At 72.1% G+C, this 16541-nt stretch carries 17 protein-coding genes; 10 read left to right on the top strand and 7 right to left on the bottom strand.

Annotated features, from left to right (window positions below; genetic code table 11):
* The first annotated feature begins 10 nt into the window (after positions 1–10).
* Positions 11–502 (top strand): RBBP9/YdeN family alpha/beta hydrolase, encoded by a 492-nt coding sequence (locus tag ACZ6S4_RS09395; RefSeq protein ID WP_465474440.1) that lies wholly within the window; start codon positions 11–13, stop codon positions 500–502.
* Positions 503–513: 11 nt separating this feature from the next.
* On the opposite strand, the gene ACZ6S4_RS09390 is transcribed toward ACZ6S4_RS09395, so the two are convergent.
* Positions 514–1389, bottom strand: coding sequence for an alpha/beta fold hydrolase (locus tag ACZ6S4_RS09390; protein WP_465474439.1), 876 nt, complete (start codon positions 1387–1389; stop codon positions 514–516).
* 48 nt (positions 1390–1437) lie between these two features.
* Positions 1438–2313 carry an RNA polymerase sigma factor SigJ gene (sigJ, locus tag ACZ6S4_RS09385; RefSeq protein WP_465474438.1) on the bottom strand — a complete coding sequence of 292 codons (876 nt, stop codon included), beginning with the start codon at positions 2311–2313 and terminating at the stop codon, positions 1438–1440.
* Between the two features lie 147 nt (positions 2314–2460).
* Between sigJ and wrbA the strand changes: the two genes are divergently transcribed.
* From wrbA to ACZ6S4_RS09370, 3 genes are read left to right on the top strand one after another with little or no spacing between them, the layout of a single operon-like run.
* Positions 2461–3096 carry an NAD(P)H:quinone oxidoreductase gene (gene wrbA, locus ACZ6S4_RS09380; RefSeq protein ID WP_465474437.1) on the top strand — a complete coding sequence of 212 codons (636 nt, stop codon included), beginning with the start codon at positions 2461–2463 and terminating at the stop codon, positions 3094–3096.
* Entirely contained in the window at positions 3075–3428 is a 354-nt protein-coding gene (locus tag ACZ6S4_RS09375; protein ID WP_465474436.1) for a VOC family protein, read from the top strand. Before wrbA ends, ACZ6S4_RS09375 begins: the two co-directional genes overlap by 22 nt.
* 56 nt (positions 3429–3484) lie before the next feature.
* Positions 3485–4855 carry a PQQ-dependent sugar dehydrogenase gene (locus tag ACZ6S4_RS09370; RefSeq protein ID WP_465474435.1) on the top strand — a complete coding sequence of 457 codons (1371 nt, stop codon included), beginning with the start codon at positions 3485–3487 and terminating at the stop codon, positions 4853–4855.
* A 14-nt stretch (positions 4856–4869) separates the two neighbouring features.
* Here ACZ6S4_RS09370 and ACZ6S4_RS09365 read toward each other — a convergent pair whose 3' ends face one another.
* A complete protein-coding gene (locus ACZ6S4_RS09365) occupies positions 4870–6444 on the bottom strand; it encodes a methyl-accepting chemotaxis protein (protein WP_465474434.1) in 1575 nt (524 codons plus the stop codon).
* Between the two features lie 110 nt (positions 6445–6554).
* On the opposite strand from ACZ6S4_RS09365, the gene ACZ6S4_RS09360 reads away from it, so the two are divergent.
* On the top strand, positions 6555–7400 hold the full coding sequence (locus ACZ6S4_RS09360; protein WP_465474433.1) for a transporter substrate-binding domain-containing protein: 846 nt from the start codon (positions 6555–6557) through the stop codon (positions 7398–7400).
* Between the two features lie 192 nt (positions 7401–7592).
* A complete protein-coding gene (locus ACZ6S4_RS09355; RefSeq protein WP_465474432.1) occupies positions 7593–9590 on the top strand; it encodes a hypothetical protein in 1998 nt (665 codons plus the stop codon).
* On the opposite strand, the gene ACZ6S4_RS09350 is transcribed toward ACZ6S4_RS09355, so the two are convergent.
* Both ACZ6S4_RS09350 and ACZ6S4_RS09345 read right to left on the bottom strand, forming a co-directional pair.
* On the bottom strand, positions 9587–10810 hold the full coding sequence (locus ACZ6S4_RS09350; protein ID WP_465474431.1) for an MFS transporter: 1224 nt from the start codon (positions 10808–10810) through the stop codon (positions 9587–9589). The two genes, ACZ6S4_RS09355 and ACZ6S4_RS09350, sit on opposite strands and share 4 nt — an antisense overlap.
* Positions 10807–12129 carry a GH1 family beta-glucosidase gene (locus ACZ6S4_RS09345; RefSeq protein ID WP_465474430.1) on the bottom strand — a complete coding sequence of 441 codons (1323 nt, stop codon included), beginning with the start codon at positions 12127–12129 and terminating at the stop codon, positions 10807–10809. The genes ACZ6S4_RS09350 and ACZ6S4_RS09345 overlap by 4 nt, the downstream gene beginning before the upstream one ends.
* 139 nt (positions 12130–12268) lie before the next feature.
* On the opposite strand from ACZ6S4_RS09345, the gene ACZ6S4_RS09340 reads away from it, so the two are divergent.
* Together ACZ6S4_RS09340 and ACZ6S4_RS09335 are read left to right on the top strand one after the other, a co-directional pair.
* On the top strand, positions 12269–12835 hold the full coding sequence (locus ACZ6S4_RS09340) for an HDIG domain-containing metalloprotein (RefSeq protein WP_465474429.1): 567 nt from the start codon (positions 12269–12271) through the stop codon (positions 12833–12835).
* Positions 12836–12911: 76 nt separating this feature from the next.
* Positions 12912–13097, top strand: a complete 186-nt coding sequence (locus tag ACZ6S4_RS09335) for a hypothetical protein (RefSeq protein ID WP_465474428.1) — start codon at positions 12912–12914, stop codon at positions 13095–13097.
* Between the two features lie 12 nt (positions 13098–13109).
* Here ACZ6S4_RS09335 and ACZ6S4_RS09330 read toward each other — a convergent pair whose 3' ends face one another.
* The gene (locus ACZ6S4_RS09330) at positions 13110–13529 is read right to left on the bottom strand and encodes a hypothetical protein (protein ID WP_465474427.1); all 420 of its coding nucleotides are present in this window, start codon (positions 13527–13529) and stop codon (positions 13110–13112) included.
* Between the two features lie 117 nt (positions 13530–13646).
* On the opposite strand from ACZ6S4_RS09330, the gene ACZ6S4_RS09325 reads away from it, so the two are divergent.
* Positions 13647–14432: a helix-turn-helix transcriptional regulator gene (locus ACZ6S4_RS09325; protein WP_465474426.1), complete on the top strand. Its 786-nt coding sequence runs from the start codon at positions 13647–13649 to the stop codon at positions 14430–14432.
* Here ACZ6S4_RS09325 and ACZ6S4_RS09320 read toward each other — a convergent pair.
* Positions 14422–15618: a PucR family transcriptional regulator gene (locus tag ACZ6S4_RS09320; protein ID WP_465474425.1), complete on the bottom strand. Its 1197-nt coding sequence runs from the start codon at positions 15616–15618 to the stop codon at positions 14422–14424. The two genes, ACZ6S4_RS09325 and ACZ6S4_RS09320, sit on opposite strands and share 11 nt — an antisense overlap.
* A 200-nt stretch (positions 15619–15818) precedes the next feature.
* Here ACZ6S4_RS09320 and ACZ6S4_RS09315 point away from each other — a divergent pair, with 200 nt between their 5' ends.
* Positions 15819–16484, top strand: a complete 666-nt coding sequence (locus tag ACZ6S4_RS09315; protein WP_465474424.1) for a cutinase family protein — start codon at positions 15819–15821, stop codon at positions 16482–16484.
* Positions 16485–16541 lie beyond the last annotated feature (57 nt).

The raw sequence follows: 16541 nt of genomic DNA, 5'->3' as shown, positions 1-16541 counted from the left end.
CCATCGGCTCATGGCTCGACACCTGCTCGTCCCCGGGCGTGGCCGACCGCGCCCGGAGCACTGGATGGTGCGCTGGGCGGACGCGCACCCCGACTATCAGTGGGCGCCGCAACCGCCAGGGCCCCCGTTCGTCCTGGAGGACCGCGTGGCCGCGTTGCACGCGGCCGTCATGGCGGACGACGAGCCGGCGGTGTTGATCGCCCACAGCGCCGGCTGCATCACCACGGTCACCTGGGCCGGCCGCCATACCGGTCCGGTGTGGGGCGCCCTGCTGGTCGCGCCACCGCACATCGACGGCGTCGTGCCGCGCGCGAAGTTGCCGTTCCGCAGCACGGTGGTGGCCAGCCGCACCGATCCGTACTCGACCTTCGCGCAGTTCGAGCGGTACGCCGCGGACTGGGGTGCGGAGCTCGTCGATGCCGGTGACGCCGGCCACCTCGACACGGCGAGCGGCTACGGTCCCTGGCCGGACGGTGAACGGCTGGTCGCCGCACTCGGCTGATGCGGCGACGGTCAGCCGGCGTCCAGCACCTCGCGCAGCTTCGCCGCGAACTCCTCCGGTTTGCCCGCGTAGCCGAACTCGCCGCCCATGAAGCCACCATGATGGCTCGGGAAGACCGTGGCCTCCTGGCCCAGCAGCGCCGCGACGCCCAGCGCCGTACGCGCGGTGTAGGTGCCCGCCGATTCCTCGCCCACCGCGACCACGATCCGGGTCGGGGCGGCGGTCAACGCCGCCGCGTCCGGGCGGTAGTCGCTGATCGCCCACGAGTTCTTCGACAGCAGCGGGTCGTCGCGGGTGCCGTCGTCGTCGGTGGACATGCCGAACATCGCCGGGTCGGGCGCGGGCCGCGCGAAGTAGGCGTCGGTGAACTCGCCCTGCCACGACGTCATCGCGATGAACGCGGCCATGCCCGCGCCGTTGCCCTTGGCCTGGTACGCCTCGTGGAAGCCGGCCCGGGCCCGTTCGGCGGCCGCGGCGTCGGGGAGCACCGCGTTGATCGGCGGCTCGTGCGCGACGAGGGTGGCGACGTCGCCGGGGTACGTCGCGACCAGCTCCAGTCCGGTGACCGCGCCGCCGCTGCTGGCGAACACATCGACCGGGCCGGCGCCGAGGGCCTCGATCAGCAGATGCAGGTCCGCCGCCTGCTGCTGCGGGGTGTGGTCCGAGCGTCCGTCCTTGCGGGTGCTGCGGCCCAGGCCGCGCGGGTCGTAGGTGACGACCGTACGGTCGGTGAAGTGGCCGGACAGGGCGTTGAAGCCCTCCGCCGTCATCGGCTGGCCGATCATGAGCAGTGCGGGCCGGCCGCCGGCCGGGGGCAGCGGACCGCGGACGTCGTAGACCAGGTCAGCGCCCGGTACGGCGAGGGTGTGCGTCTGTGTCTGCGTCATCCGGCGACAATACGGCCGCCCGGGGCTTCCGGGTGGGCTACCTGTGGATCAGTCCGCCGTCCACAGGCGGAGCTTGTCGGGGTTGAGGACGGCCCAGATGTGCCTGATCCGGGAGTCCGCGACGTCGAACGCCATCACCGACACGGTGACCCCGTCCAGCCGGACCACCAGGCCGGGACGGCCGTTGACCGTACGCTCCAGCACGATCATGCCGGGCATCGCACCGGCCCGGCCGGCGAAGAACCGCGCGACCTGCTCGGCGCCCTGCACCGGCTCGAGCGCGGCACGGACCTGTCCCCCGCCGTCGCCGATCGCGGTGGCGTCCGCCGCGAGCAGGCCGATCAGGGCGTTGATGTCCGCGGTCTCCCAGGCCCGCTTGAAGGCCCGGACGAGGCCGGCCTGCTGGGCCGTCGGCATCGCCGGCGCGGGTGCGGCGGGCAGGCGGCGGCGGGCCGAGGAGGCCAGCTGGCGGCACGCCGCCGGCGTCCGGCCGACGATCTCGGCCACTTCGGCGAACGAGTAGCGGAAGACGTCGTGCAGGATGAACGCGACCCGCTCGGCCGGGGTCATCGACTCGAGCACGACCAGGAAGGCCATGCTGACCGACTCGTCGAGGGTGACCTGGTCGCCCGGATCGGCCGTGGCGGTGCCGGGCCGCCCGCCGATCCCCGTACGGTCGGGCAGCGGTTCCGGGATCCACTCGCCCACATAGCGTTCCCGCCGCGAGCGCGCCGAACGCAGCTGGTCGAGGCAGATGCGCCCGGCCACCCTGGTCAGCCAGGCACCGGGGGACTCGATGGCCTGCTGTTGCGCGGCCGGCATGGCGTACCAGCGGGCGTAGGTCTCCTGCACCACGTCCTCGGCGTCGGCCAGGGAGCCCAGCAACCGGTACGCGAGATTGATCAGCTGACGCCGTTCGCTCATTCCGCCGGCTCCTTCGATCGTCGCCTCCGCACCGGTCCGACGAGACACCGCACCGGATTGTGAGGCCGGCGGGCCACCTCACATTCTGCGGTGCTCTGTCGTCGTACCTCTGCACCGGAACGCTCATCCGACCGGGAGAGACGAATCATGGAATCCGTGAACGCCGCGATCGTGTACTACAGCGCCACCGGCACCGTGCACGCGCTGGCGCAGGCCGCCGCCGAAGGCGCGGAGAAAGCCGGCGCCCAGGTGCGGCTGCGCCGGATCGCCGAGTCGGCCCCGCCGCAGGCGATCGACGCGAACCCGGCCTGGGGCCGGCACCTGCGGGACACCGCCGGCCTCACCGAGGCGAGCCTCGACGACCTGGCCTGGGCCGACGTCGTGCTGTTGGGCACACCGACCCGCTTCGGCAACGTGTCCGCCCAGCTCAAGGCCTTCATCGACAGCACCGGGCCGCTGTGGGCGCAGGGCGGCCTGGCCGGCAAGGTCTACTCGGCCTTCACCGCCTCCAACACCGCCCACGGCGGCCAGGAGTCCACCCTGCTGGCGCTGGGCAACGTGTTCTACCACTGGGGCGGCATCATCGTGCCGCCCGGCTACACCGACCCGGTCCAGTTCCGGTCGGGCAATCCGTACGGCACCTCGCACGTCGCGGGCGACGGCCCGCCCGGTGACATAGCCTTGCAGGCAGCCCGGCACCAGGCTCTCCGTGCGGTCGAGACCGCCGCCTCGCTCAAAGCCGGCGCCGGCAGGAGGAGCACATGCGCGCCCGACGCATCATGACCAACCTTCCCGTGCCCGACATCGAGGCGGCGAAGGGCTTCTACACCGGCTTCCTCGGCCTGAGCACCGAGGAGTTCAACCTGGGCTGGGTGGCCCGCTACACCTCCCCCGACGGCGGGGCGAACGTGCAGCTGGTGAGCGGCGACGCCACCGCACCCGAGGACTCGGTGATCTCTGTGCAGACCGACGACGTCGACGGGGCCTACGAGGAGGCGCAGCGGCTCGGCTACGAGATCGTGCACCCGCTGACCACGGAGCCGTGGGGCGTACGCCGCTTCTTCGTCCGGGCACCGGACGGCAACGTGCTCAACATCGTGGCACATCGCGACTGACCTGGAAGTTGCGTGCCGGCGCGGCCAGTGGGTAGAGATGCACCATGAAGACGGTCGTGCGTGCAGCAGTCGCCGGTGGCCTGGCGCTCGTCCTGGCCGCGTGCTCCTCCGACCAGCCGGCGGCCACGCCCGCCGAGGCCGCGCCCCGCGCGACCGTGCCGGTGTCGTCGGCGCCGGCTTCCGCGCAGGTTCCGGCGCTGGTCAGCACGACCGTACGCCCGCTCGCCGGCACCGGCTCGGCGCCGTTCGACCAGAGCCGGTCGTTGCAGGCTCCACCCGGCTGGACCGTCACCGTCTGGGCCCGGGTGCCCAGCGCCCGGCTGCTGGCCTGGACGCCGGACGGCCGGTTGCTGGTGTCGCGCCCCAAGTCCGGTGATGTCGTCGAGCTGGTCCCGAGCCCGGGCGACGCGGCGCCGGTGCAGCGCACCCTGATCAGCGGGCTGAACCAGCCGCACGGGCTGGCCTTCGCCGGCAACACGCTCTACGTGGCCGAGAGCGACCAGGTGGACGCCTTCACCTACGCCGCCGGCGCGGTGTCGGGCAAGCGGGTCGTGATCGACAATCTGCCCGACGCGAAGAGCCCCGACCTGGGCGGCGCCTACGCGCACGCGCTCAAGAGCGTGGCGATCGGTAAGGACGGCACCCTCTACGTCTCGGTCGGCTCGACCGGCAACGTGTCGGCCGAGGACCGGGACGCGACCCCCGAGCGGGCGTCCATCCTGAGGGCCCCGGCAAGCGGCGGAACGCCCACAGTCTTCGCGCGCGGGGTGCGCAACGGCACCGGGTTGGCGGTCGACCCCGACGGTGCGGTGTGGACGGCGGTCAACAACCGGGACAACATCGAGTACCCGTACGACCGGGACTACGACGGGGACGGCGACTCGGACGAGGGCCGGGTCATGCAGGACTACGTGAACGACCACCCGTTCGAGCCGCTGGCCCGGCTGACGCAGGGACGCGACCTCGGGTGGCCGTACTGCAACCCGGAGCCCGACCTGGAGCCCGGCGCCAAGGACTCGCCGCTGAGCTACACCCGGCGTCCGTTCGTCCGCGACGTCCAGAACAACCCGGGCGGCACGAAGCTCGACTGCGCCGCGCTGCCCCCGGTCGAGCAGGGCATGGGCGCGCACTCGGCCCCGCTGGGACTGAGCTTCGCCACGTCGCCGGGCCTGGCCGGAGAGTACGGGCCGGGCGCCCTGGCCGGCATCCACGGCTCCTGGAACCGCAACCCGCCCCGGCCGCCGGAGGTGTCGTTCTTCGCCTGGCGCGACGGCACACTGGGCCCGCAGCAGACGCTGCTGACCGGTTTCCAGCTGGAGAACGGCTCACGCTGGGGCCGCCCGGTCATGGCGGTGCAGGGCCCGGACCGAGCCCTGTACGTGAGCGACGACCTCGCCGGAGCCATCTACCGCGTCACCGCAGGCTGAGCTCCGGCCACTGCTCAGTGGCGGAACTTGTCGGAGACCATTCGTAGCTGTTGCGACAGCTGGGACAGCTCGACGGCCGCCGCTTCCGTCTGGGTTGCTGCCTCGTGGGTCAGGGTGGTCGTGTCGGCCACCCGGCCGATCGAGTCCGATACGCCCGTAGCCGAGGTCACCGCCGCCGCGATGCTCGACACGATCTGCTCGGTCGCGGTCGTCTGGGCGTCCACCGCGGTGGAGATGGAGCGTTGCAGTTCGTCGATGCGGTCGATCACCTCGCTGATCCGGGTGATCGCCTCGAACGCCCCCGCCGTGTCCGTCTGCATCGCCGTCACCTTCGCCGCGATGTCGCCCGTCGCCGACGCCGTCTCCCGCGACAGGTCTTTGACCTCGCCGGCCACCACGGCGAAGCCCTTGCCCTGTTCACCGGCGCGGGCCGCCTCGATCGTCGCGTTCAGGGCCAGCAGGTTGGTCTGCTCCGCGATGGAGGTGATGATGCTGACCACCGCGGAGACCTCCTCGCTGGAGCTGCGGAGCCGGTCGATGGTGCGGTTCGTGGTGACGGCCAGCTCGACCGCCTCCTTGGCCACCGTGTCGGCCTCGGTCACGGCCGTGGTGATGTCCTGGATCGAGGTCTCCAGCCCGCGGGCCGCCGCCGTCGTCTCCTCGACGCTCGAGGTCACCAGGCCGATGTCGCGGCTCGCCTCGGCCGCCTCCGACGATGCCGTCCCGGCGCCCTGGGACAGCTGGCGGCTGGTCGCCGTGAGCTCCTCGGAGGCGGCGGCCACCGAGCCCGCGTTGCCGCCGATCTCGATCAGGGCCTGGCGCAGCGAGCCGACGATCGCGTTCAGGCTGCCGCCGAGCTGGGCCAGTTCGTCGCCGCCGGGCAGGGTGGCGTCCACCGTGAGGTCGTAGGCCGCGATCGACCGGGCCGCGGACAGGCAGTGGTCCATCCGGCGGGCGATCCGGCGGGCCAGCAGCAGCGCCGCGCCGCCCAGGACCATCGCCGCCAGCAGACCGGTGACCAGGGTGAGCAGCTTCGCGCTGGTCGCCACCGCGTTGGCCTCGTCGTACGACTGCTTCACCCGCAGCGTGATCGCCGCCTTCAGTGCGTCCAGGGTCTGCGCCGCCTTCGCGTCGACCTCGTCGTACGCGGGCCGGGCGGCCAGTGCCCCGGAGCGGGTCGGGTCCGAGGCGACCCGGCTGGCCAGGGTCACCATCCGCTGCCCGGAGGCGATCAGCTGGTCCAGGACCGGCAGCGCGCCGTCGGCCTGGGCCCGCAGTTGAGGCGCGTAGCGGATCACGTCGTCGATGCCGGCCCGGGCCTGCGCCACGTTCTCGCCCAGGCGGTCCAGTACCGTCTGGCGTTCGGTGGCGTTGTTGGTCACCAGGGCGGCCAGCACGTTGCCCCGGAACAGGGCGCGGGCCAGGTCCGCGGACTGGACGGCCTGCAGGGCGGCAGCCGAGTTGCGCGCGGTGGCCTGCTGGGCGGCGATGGCCGATGTGCCGCGGTAGCCGATCGCGCCGGCCACGATGACCAGGACGAAGCCGGCCACGGCCAGGGCGGCGATCTGACGCCGGATGGTGAACGTCACGGGGACCTCCTCACCCGCAGATTATCCGAAATACCCTCATACCGGGCATCTTCTGCTCAGGCCGGCGGGATCACCGCCGAACAAACCTTTAGGCGTGTCCAGGAGGTCTCATGAGAATCGTTCCCCTGTTGCTGAGCGTCGCGGTGACCCTGGCGACGGCGGCCGGCTGCGCGGACACCGAGGCGGAGGTCGGCCGGCCGGTGGACCGGCTCGCCGAGGCCCGGGCCGCCCTGCCGGACTCGATCAAGCAGTCGGGTGTGCTCATCGGCGGCACCGATCCCACCTTCGAGCCGATGACCTTCATGCAAGGTCCGACCTTTGCCGGGCTCGACGTCGGGCTCGGCGAGGCCATCGCCCAGCGCCTCGGGCTCAAGGTCGAGTGGCGCAACGTCGGCTTCGGCGACCTGCTCGACCAGGTCGAGGGCCACAAGATCGACTTCTCCATGTCGTCGATGTTCGACCGCGCGGAACGGCAGAAGAAGGCCGACTTCGTCAACTACCTCAACGCCGGCACGTCCATCGTGGTCGGAAAGGGCGTCGGCGACATCGGTGGCATGCCCGGGCTGTGCGGACGCAGGGTGGCCGCCCAGCCGGAGACCGTCTTCGTCGAGATGGCCGAGGCGCAGAAGAAGGATTGCGGCGGGAAGAAGCTCACCGTCGTCCTGTCCGACACACCGTCGGCGTTCGTGCGCGACGGCAAGGCCCAGGCCGCGCTCAACGACTTCCCGATCGCCGCCCTCGACGTCGAGAAGATGCCGGCCCTCGAGCTCTCCGGACCCCAGATCGAGGCCATCCCGTACGGGATCGGCATCGCCAAGGACCGCAAGGAGCTGGCCACGGCCGTGCAGACCGCCCTGTACGCGCTCATCAAGGACGGCTCCTACGACGAGCTGCTGGCCAAGTGGAAGGTCAAGGAGGGCGCCCTGCGTACGGGGGCCATCAACGGCGGCGCGTGACCCTTCCAGCGTCATCGGACAAAGTGAATGTTTCTCGCACTCACCTTGACAGACATCGACGTCGGGCACAGTCTTTGCTGACGTTCGCGCTGCTGGAGCGTGTCCAGCGTGAGTCAAGCGGGTGCCCCCATGCCTCTTTTCCCCCTCCACCGCCGACCCCTCGCGTTCGCCCTCGCCGTTCTCCTACCGGCAGTGGCTCTCTCGGTCTCCCCCACCGCAGCCGCCGCCGCGCCGATCACCGCCGCCGCCGACGCCCTCGACGGCACCTGCGCCGCGCTCCAGGTCTATGACGGCTCCCGCGCCCTGGGCTACGTGGTGCGCAGCTCGGCCGGCTACGGCTTCACGGGCTCCGCCTCTTCCGCCACGCCCTTCCGGCTGGAGGCGACCCAGCTGTCCCGTTACGAGCTCTTCGACGCCTCCGGGGCTCCGGCCTACCAGAGCGTCGCGGGCTTCATCCTGGCCGGCGACGCGTACGGCGACCGCGCCGACTACACGGTGACCGTGAGCGGCGACAAGTACCGCTTCACCAACACCGCCACGGGCCAGATCATGGGCTCGTTCCTGTGGAGTCTCGGCGCGGGCGGCAGCTCCCACACGGTCGCCCTCTCCTCGGCCTCGGGCTGCTACACCCCACCTGACGTCGACCCGGGCGTCGCCGGCACCGCCGCTCCCGGCGTGGACAGCGGCGGCAAGCTCGTCGGCACGATCGACGCGCACGCGCACATCACCGCCGGCGCCGCGTTCGGCGGGCGGCTGCACTGCGGCGAGGCGTGGGCCCCCGGCGGCGTACGGGACGCCCTGGCGGGTTGCTCCTCACACGCGAGCCTCAACGTGGGCGCGCTGTTCGAAGGCATCATCGGCGGCACCGACGTGGTGAACTCCGCGGAGGACGGCTGGCCCACCTTCGGCGACTGGCCGCAGCACAACTCGCTGCTGCACGAGCAGTCGTACTACCGCAGCATCGAACGGGCCTGGCGCTCCGGCGAGCGGGTGCTGAACGCGCTGCTGGTGGCCAACCGGGTGATCTGCGAGCTGTTCCCGTACCGCGACACCTCCTGTGACGAGATGGATCAGCTGCGCGTGCAGGCCACGTACCTGTCCTCCATGCAGGACTACATCGACGCCCAGCACGGCGGCAAGGGCAAGGGCTGGTTCCGGATCGCCAAGACGCCGGCCCAGGTCCGGGCCATCGCGGCCCAGGGCAAGCTGGCCGTGCTCGTCGGCGTGGAGAATTCCGAGGTCTTCGGCTGCCGCGAGATCAAGGACGTCCCGCAGTGCACCCGGGCCGACATCGACGCCGGCCTCGACGAGCTCCAGGCGTTCGGCGTCTCCGGGCTGTACCCGGTGCACAAGTTCGACAACGCGTTCGGCGGCACCCGGTTCGACGCCGGGGTCACCGGGGCGGCGCTCAACGTGGCGAACCTGCTCTCCACCGGCCACTGGTGGACGGCGACCAGCTGCACCGGCCCCTCGGACAACGAACAGCCGCTGGTCAGCGACGACTTCGCCGAGCTGCTCAAGCTGGGACCGCTCGGCCTGCCGGCGGGCGCGATCCTGCCGGTCTACCCGAGCGGCAAGATCTGCAACACCCGTGGGCTCACCGCGCTGGGCACGTACCTGATCCAGCAGATGATCAGCCGCGGCATGATCATCCACGTCGACCACATGGGGGTGAAGACGGCGCAGGCCGTGCTCGACCTGGTCGACGCGGCCCGCTACCCCGGCGTGACCTCGGTGCACACGTGGGCGGACCGGGCGCTGGTCGACCGGATCGTGGCCCGCGGCGGCTTCGTGGCCTCGTACGCCTTCGCGGCCGACCCGGCCGAGGGCGAGCCCGGATTCCTGGCCGAGTGGCGCGCGAACAAGGCGCTGCCGCACGGCGCCTCGATCACCGGCTACGGCTTCGGCAGCGACGTCAACGGCCTGGGCCCGCAGGCGCCGCCGCGCGGGACCGACCCGCTGACCTACCCGTTCACCGCACCCAACGGCACCACGGTGAGCAAGCAGGTCTACGGCTCGCGCACCTTCGACCTCAACACCGACGGCGTGGCCCAGTACGGCCTCTACGCGGACTGGACCACCGACCTCATCCGCCATGCCGGCAGCGACGGACCCCTGCTGCGGCAGCAGCTGATGAGCGGAGCCGAGGCCTACACCCGGATGTGGGAGCAGGCGATCGCGGCAGGCTAGTCGACCGAGCGGATCCGGGTGACCAGGACTGAACCGAGCACGGTCACCGCGGCGACCACCAGGTAGAGGACCGGGTAGCCGCCGAGGTAGGCCACGATCGGGAAGGCCAGGGCCGGGCCGAGGACCTGCGGCGCCGAGTTGGCGATGTTGATGATGCCCAGGTCCTTCGCCCGGTCCTCCGCGGACGGCAGCACCTGGGTGATCAGGGCCTGGTCGACGGAGAGGTAGACGCCGAAGCCGAGGCCCAGCACGGCGGCGGCGATCAGGGCGCCGGTCCAGGTCGGCCAGAGAGCGAGCAGTCCGGCCGCGGCTGCCATGACGTAGCCGGACACGATCACCGAAGGTTTGCGCCGGCCGGTGCGGTCCGAGACGATGCCGCCGGCCACCACGGTCAGCACCGTCGTGCCGGTGTAGACCAGGATGAGCAGCAGCAGCCCGTCCTCCGGGCTGCTGTGGTGCACCCGGTCGCGCAGGAAGTACAGCAGGTACAGCGTGGCCATGGCGTTGCCGAGCTGCACCAGGAAGCGGGTGGCCCAGGCCCAGGCGAAGTCGGGGTTGGCCCGCGGATCGAAGCGGAAGACGGCGGCCAGGCCGCGGAGGGTGATGCGTGGGGCGGCGCCGGCCGGGACCGCCGGATCCGCCGTGAGGAGGAGGAACGGCACCACGGTGAGCACGACCAGCGACCCGATCAGGAAGTAGCCGCCGGCCACGAGGGTGACCAGCAGGACGCCGATGACCACGCCGATCGACTGGGTCAGGCCCACCCAGCCGGAGACCAGGCCGCGCTGCCGTACCGGGGTCCGGTCCGGGACGATCGCGGTGAGCCCGGCCTGCAGTGTGTTCAGGCCGGCCTGCGCGACGCACCAGCACAGGGTCAGCCCGATCAGGGTGCGCTGCCCGGAGAGCAGGGCCAGGCCCACGCAACCGAGCAGGGCGCCGGAGGCGATCCAGGTGTGCCGCCGCCCGGTCCGGGCCGTGGTCGCGTCCGACAGCGCGCCCGCGATCGGTCCGACCAGGACGGCGACCAGCGCACCGGCTCCGGTGATGATGCCCAGCGCGGTGGTCTTGTCGATCCCGCCCAGGTCCTGCGCCTGGTTGGGCAGCAGCACCTGCAGCGGACCGAAGTAGCCCATCCACAGCCCGAGGTTGGCCAGCGACAGCAGGCCGATCCAGCGGGCGCCCACCCGCGCCGGTTCCACCGCCGCGGCGGGCGCGGTCATCTCTGGTCCCGCAGGGCGGCCCGCAGCCAGCCGAAAGAGTCCTTCGGGGTACGGCGCTGAGTGTCGTAATCGACGCGAACCAGCCCGAACCGCTGCTGGTATCCCTCGGCCCACTCGAAGTTGTCCAGCAGCGACCAGACGAAGTAGCCGCGCACGTCGACGCCCTCGCCGATCGCCTGGTGCAGCGCGCGCAGGTGACCGTCGAGGTAGTCGATGCGGGCGGTGTCGTGGATCCGCCCGTCCGGGGTTACCTCGTCCACCGTGGAACAGCCGCTCTCGGTGATGTAGATCGGCGGGAGCGTGCCGGCGTACCGGTCGTGCAGTCCGACCAGCAGGTCGCGCAGCCCGCCGGGGACGACCGGCCAGCCGAACGCGGTGGTCGGGACGCCCTCGATCGGCAGTATCTCGAACGGCAGCGGCGACCCCTCCGGCGCCGCGGCGACCCGGGTCGGGTTGTAGTAGTTGATGCCCAGCGCGTCGAGCGGCGTCGCGATGATCTCCCGGTCGCCGTCCCGGACGCAGGGAGCGCCGTCCAGCAGTGGATTCTCGCCCAGCAGCACCGGGTCCAGGAAGAGCCGGTTGTGGAAGCCGTCGTAGACCGCCGCGGCAGCCAGGTCCGCCTCCGTGTCGCTCGCCGGCACCACCGGCGTGCAGTTGTTCGTGATCATCACCTCCGCCGCCCCGTTCGCCCGTAGAGCCCGTACCGCGAGACCATGCCCGAGCAGCTGATGGTGGGCGACCGGCAGCGCGTCGAACATCAGCTCCCGGCCGGGGGCGTGGGTGCCGAAGGCGTAGCCCTGGGCCATGTGCACGATCGGCTCGTTGAGCGTGATCCAACGGCTGACCCGGTCACCGAGCCGGTCCGCGACCACGGCGGCGTACTCGGCGAAGCGGTAGCTGGTCTCGCGGTTCAGCCAGCCGCCGGCGTCCTCCAGGGCCTGGGGCAGATCCCAGTGGAACAGCGTGGGCACCGCGGCGATGCCCCGGGCCACCAGCTCGTCGACCAGGCGGTCGTAGAAATCCAGGCCCTTCGGGTTGACCGGCCCGGCGCCGTCCGGCTGGATGCGCGGCCAGGCGATCGAGAACCGGTACGCGTCGACGCCGAGCTCGCCGAGCAGCGCCACGTCCTCGGGGCACCGGTGGTAGTGGTCGCACGCGACGTCGCCGGTGTCACCGTCGCGGACCCGGCCGGGCGTGTGGGCGAAGGTGTCCCAGATCGACGGGCCGCGCCCGTCCTCGCTGACGGCGCCTTCGATCTGATAGGCCGCGGTGGAGACGCCCCACACGAAGCTCGACGGGAAGCTGGGCAGCGCATCCATGGCCACGACTCCTCAGAAGTGAGAGGAGCTCATATTAGTGACCGCTGGGGCGGTTGGTAAGTCGTCGCCGCGACCGGATTCAGCAGGAGGTCTTGTCCTGGACAACTGCCGTTCATGTCCAGGTCCCTAGCATCTAGCCATGCGCGCAGGACTGTCGACGCTCCCCGACACCGCCGAGGAGCTCGCGTACGAATTGCTGGCGCCGCTGGGCAACCGCTGGCGGCACACCGCGGGGGTCGCCGCGCGGGCCGCCCAGCTCGCCGAGCCCCTGGAGATCGACCGGGACGTGCTCGTCGCGGCCGCCTGGTTGCACGACATCGGCTACGCCGAGCGCACCGTGGTGACCGGCTTCCATCCCCTCGACGGGGCCCGCCACCTCGAACGGCTGGCCTGGCCGGCAGCGATCGTCGGCCTGGTGGCGCAGCACTCGGGGGCCAGATTCGTCGCCGCCGCCCGAGGGCTCGCGGCGGAGCTCGCCGCCTACCCCGACGACGGTGGGCTGGTCTCGGACGCGCTGACCTATGCCGATCAGACCGTCGGCCCGGACGGCAGGCGGGTGACCACCGGCCGGCGGCACGAGGAGATGCTGCGGCGGCACGGTCCGGCGTCGTGGAACGCGCTGGTGGACCACGTACGGCTGCCGCACCTGCGCGGGGTTGCCGAGCGGGTCGAGCACCGGCTGGCCCTGGCCGGCGTACGGGGCTGATCGACAGGGTCCGCTGTTTACCGTCATGTCATCGGCTATTGGGCCGGGCTCGACGCGGTCAGGGCAGGCTGAGGCGGTGAGTACATCAGTCGGCCTGGTGATCGGGGCCCTGGCCGCTGCCTGGGGTGTCGTGGTGGCATTGCTGGACCAGCCCACCGCGGCCAACAAACACCTCACCAACCGGCTGTGCACCACGCTGCTGGTCGCGTGTGCCGCCGCGGCGGCCGGCGGCGGGCTGGCCAAGGTCACCGGGCTGTGGTGACGGCGGCCGTCCTCAGCCCTCGATGAACTGGAAGTCGCTGACGATGCGGCCGTCCGCGCCGAGCAGCAGGATCTCCAGCCCGACCGCGGCCACCTCGCCAGGGGCACCGACCATCTCCCAGCGGAACTTCACGAGGTCGTGCAGCCGGTCCGCGTCACCGCGGGCGCGGAAGCTGAAGGAGCCCGGCGCGACGAACTCCTCGTAGGCCCGCGTCACCCGCCGTTCCAGCGCGTCGTGCCCACGGGCCTCCAGCACCAGCCGGTCGAAGCCGAGCCCGGCAGCGGCCTCCCGGATCTCCTGCGGCGGTTGCAGCACGTGCACCGCGTCGTCGGACCACAACGCGCGTACGGCGGCACCCCGGCGCCCGGCGTCGGGCTCGTTCCACACGGCGACATAGCTGTCGGTGAAGGTCGTCAGGTCCAGGCCGGTCATGGCTGCTCCTCGGTCGCGGTGATGCGGTGTGCGACCACCACTGTGGTGCGGCGCCGGCACCCCGGCAATTCCCCGCGAGGAATCGCTGATCTGTACTGCAACCGGTACACAGGAGCTGTGATCAGCGAATCGACCGCCGGGGCCCTGCGCGAGTGGCGGCGGCGCCGGCGCGTCAGCCAGCTGGAGCTGGCGGTACGCGCGGGGACCACGCAGCGCCACGTCAGCTTCATCGAGAGCGGCCGGTCGACGCCCGGCCGGTCGATGATCATCCGGCTGGCCGAGTCCCTCGACGTGCCGATCCGCGAACGCAACGCGCTGTTGCTGACCGCCGGCTTCGCGCCCGCCTACCCGCAGAGTGATCTGGCGGATCCGCTGCTCGCCCCGGTCCGGACGGCACTGGAACGCATCCTGCACGGCCACCTGCCGTACCCGGCCGTGGTCGTCGACCGCCACGGCGACCTCGTCTCGGCCAACGCGGGCTTCGAGGTGATCACCCGCGGCGTCGATCCGCGGCTGCTCGAGCCGCCGGTGAGCGTTCCCCGGGTGCTCCTGCATCCGCTCGGCCTCGCACCGCGCATCGTCAACCTCGACCAGTGGGCCTGGCACGTCGTCGACCGGGTGCGGGCCGAAAGCCTGCGCAATCCGACCGAGCAGCTCCGACACCTGGCGGCCGAGCTCACCGGCCTCGCTCCCCCGCGGTCGTCCACACCGGACCATCTGGGCTTCGCCGTGCCGCTGCGCCTGCGCGTCGGCGGCCCGGCCGACCCGGAGCTGCGGCTCATCACCACGCTCACCCACTTCGGCACCGCCACCGACGTCACCGTGGCTGAGCTCCGGCTGGAGGCGTTCCTGCCCGCGGACGCCGCCACCAGCAGCGCGCTGCACGAGCTCGTCACGTGGTGAACGCGCGCAGCGCCAGCTCCAGCTCGAAGCGCAGCCGCGGGTCGCGGATCTGGTCGCCGAACAGCTCGGTCAGCCGGCGCAGCCGGTGCCGCACCGTCTGCGGGTGGACGTGCAGGTGGCCGGCCACCTCGTTGGCGTTCTGGTTGAAACTCAGCCAGGCCAGCAAGGTCTCGGCGAGCAGCCGGCGCTTGTCCTCGCGCAACCCGTCGAGCGGGGCCAGGCGACGCCGGGCCAGCGCGGCGAGCAGCGCCTCGTCCTGGAACACGGCCAGGGTGGCCAGGTGATCGGCGCACCAGATGATGCGCCGGCGCGGGATGCGGCCGTTGGCTGACAGCTCCAGGGCCAGCCGGGCCCAGCGCAGGGACTTGCCGGCGTCCATCGGCTCGACCGGCAGTCCCACCGCCGCGTAGTGCCGGGCCAGGCCGTTGACCAGCGCCCGTACCTGGGCCCGGCCTTCCGGGTCCGGCACGATCAGGCACGGTTCGAGGTGGTCGAAGACGGACAGGATCTCCGGCGCCAGCATCGGTGGCTGGGTCAGTGGCCCGGGGGCGGCGACGACCACGACGGCGAGGCGGCCCGGCAGGTGCCAGTGGGCCGCGGCGGCCGCGGCGGCCAGCGCCCGCTGCGAGGGCGGCGGGTCGGCGATGAGCAGCTCGACCAGGCGGCGCTTGCGGCGGTCGAGTTCACCGACCTCGGCCTCCTGCGCCCGCGCGTAGCCCTCGGCCGAGGCCCGGGCGACCTCGTCGATGTTGTCGAAGATCGCCTCGGCCAGCCACGCCACGACGGCCGGGGGCAGCGCGTGGCGCCCGGCGAAGGCCCGCAGCCGCCGGCTCGCCACCCGTGCGCAGATCCGTACGGCCGCGTGCAGCGACTCCAGGCTGCGGCCCGCCCGCATCTCGTTCGCGCCCACCGCCCGGTAGATCTCGCGCCAGTCCCGGCCCGGCCCACCGCGGCCCACGTGCTGGTCGAGCAGCTCGACGTAGCGGCGCAGAGCCAGATCGACGCCGCGCCGCAGGGCCCGGGCCTCGCGCTCGTCGGAGGTCGCGTACTCGGGGACCTGCTCCTGGATCTCGCGGACCATCTCGGCCGCCGATCCCAGCACCTCCGCGTGCAGGCGCGCGACGGTCGCCGCCTCGGTGCTGCCCGCCGGCCCGGTGATGATCGTCGCGTCACGAATCACCCGCATGAATCGATGTTCGCCTATCTCGCGCGTAGTGGCTACCCCCGGGTAACACCGCTGCCCGGATGCCGCCGGGGACCCGCGGATGCGCACTGCGCTGATAACTGCCCGCGCCGATACGAGCAGGTCAGTGAGTATCAGCGGAGTCGGGCGCCTCGTTAGCTTCGGGCCTCCACCAGCCCTCACCAGAAGCAGAGGTGATCCACATGCGCCTTTCCCTTCCCGGCGGCCGGGGACGCGTCAGCGTCTTGCTCACCGCCGCGCTGCTCGCCGCCGGCGGTGCGGTGATCGCGGCCGGTCCCGCGGCGGCCGCCGCGGCGTGCGCGGACGTCGACGTGGTCGTCGCCCGCGGCACCAGTGAGCCCGGCCGGCTGGGGCTCATCGTCGGCGACCCGGTGTTCGCGGCGATCCAGCGGCGGGCGTCCAGCACGACGCTGACCAGCCACGCGGTCGACTACCCGGCGAGCGTCAGCCCGACGTCACCCACCGCCGGCAACCGGGCGCTGGTCAGCCACGTGTCCGATCAGGCGCAAGCCTGCCCCGACCAGCGGTTCGTCCTGGTCGGCTACTCGCAGGGCGCGAACGTGGTGGGCAACTCGCTCGGGATCAGCTCCGCGGGGGCGAGCGTCGGCGGGCCGGTCGTCGCCACCATTCCCGCGGCGGTGCAGCCGCGGGTCGCGGCGGTCATGGTCTTCGGCTACCCGCTGCGCAAGCTGGGCCGGGGCATCACCGGCGTCTACGCGGACCGGACGCTGGACATCTGCGCGAACCGTGACGTGGTCTGCGATCCCCTGGGCGCGAGCGTGCTGGCCCACCTGAGCTACACCGACGACGCCGACGAGGCGGCCGACTTCGCGGTCGACCGGCTGTAGCCCCCGGCCGGCAGCGGCGACGGTGATGGGTCCGGCCCGGTGGCCGGGCCCATCGTC

It is taken from the genome of Actinoplanes sp. NPDC051405, assembly GCF_055586185.1.
The sequence above is the reverse complement of the archived record's forward strand: the minus strand, read 5'-3'. Positions and strand labels throughout refer to the sequence as shown.

Excerpts from the sequence above, each read along its gene's own strand:
- ACZ6S4_RS09395 (WP_465474440.1), top strand. The coding sequence starts at position 11 with ATGGCTCGACACCTGCTCGTCCCCGGGCGTGGCCGACCGCGCCCGGAG.
- ACZ6S4_RS09390 (WP_465474439.1), bottom strand. The coding sequence starts at position 1,389 with ATGACGCAGACACAGACGCACACCCTCGCCGTACCGGGCGCTGACCTG.
- sigJ (WP_465474438.1), bottom strand. The coding sequence starts at position 2,313 with ATGAGCGAACGGCGTCAGCTGATCAATCTCGCGTACCGGTTGCTGGGC.
- wrbA (WP_465474437.1), top strand. The coding sequence starts at position 2,461 with ATGGAATCCGTGAACGCCGCGATCGTGTACTACAGCGCCACCGGCACC.
- ACZ6S4_RS09375 (WP_465474436.1), top strand. The coding sequence starts at position 3,075 with ATGCGCGCCCGACGCATCATGACCAACCTTCCCGTGCCCGACATCGAG.
- ACZ6S4_RS09360 (WP_465474433.1), top strand. The coding sequence starts at position 6,555 with ATGAGAATCGTTCCCCTGTTGCTGAGCGTCGCGGTGACCCTGGCGACG.
- ACZ6S4_RS09350 (WP_465474431.1), bottom strand. The coding sequence starts at position 10,810 with ATGACCGCGCCCGCCGCGGCGGTGGAACCGGCGCGGGTGGGCGCCCGC.
- ACZ6S4_RS09345 (WP_465474430.1), bottom strand. The coding sequence starts at position 12,129 with ATGGATGCGCTGCCCAGCTTCCCGTCGAGCTTCGTGTGGGGCGTCTCC.
- ACZ6S4_RS09340 (WP_465474429.1), top strand. The coding sequence starts at position 12,269 with ATGCGCGCAGGACTGTCGACGCTCCCCGACACCGCCGAGGAGCTCGCG.
- ACZ6S4_RS09330 (WP_465474427.1), bottom strand. The coding sequence starts at position 13,529 with ATGACCGGCCTGGACCTGACGACCTTCACCGACAGCTATGTCGCCGTG.
- ACZ6S4_RS09320 (WP_465474425.1), bottom strand. The coding sequence starts at position 15,618 with ATGCGGGTGATTCGTGACGCGACGATCATCACCGGGCCGGCGGGCAGC.
- ACZ6S4_RS09315 (WP_465474424.1), top strand. The coding sequence starts at position 15,819 with ATGCGCCTTTCCCTTCCCGGCGGCCGGGGACGCGTCAGCGTCTTGCTC.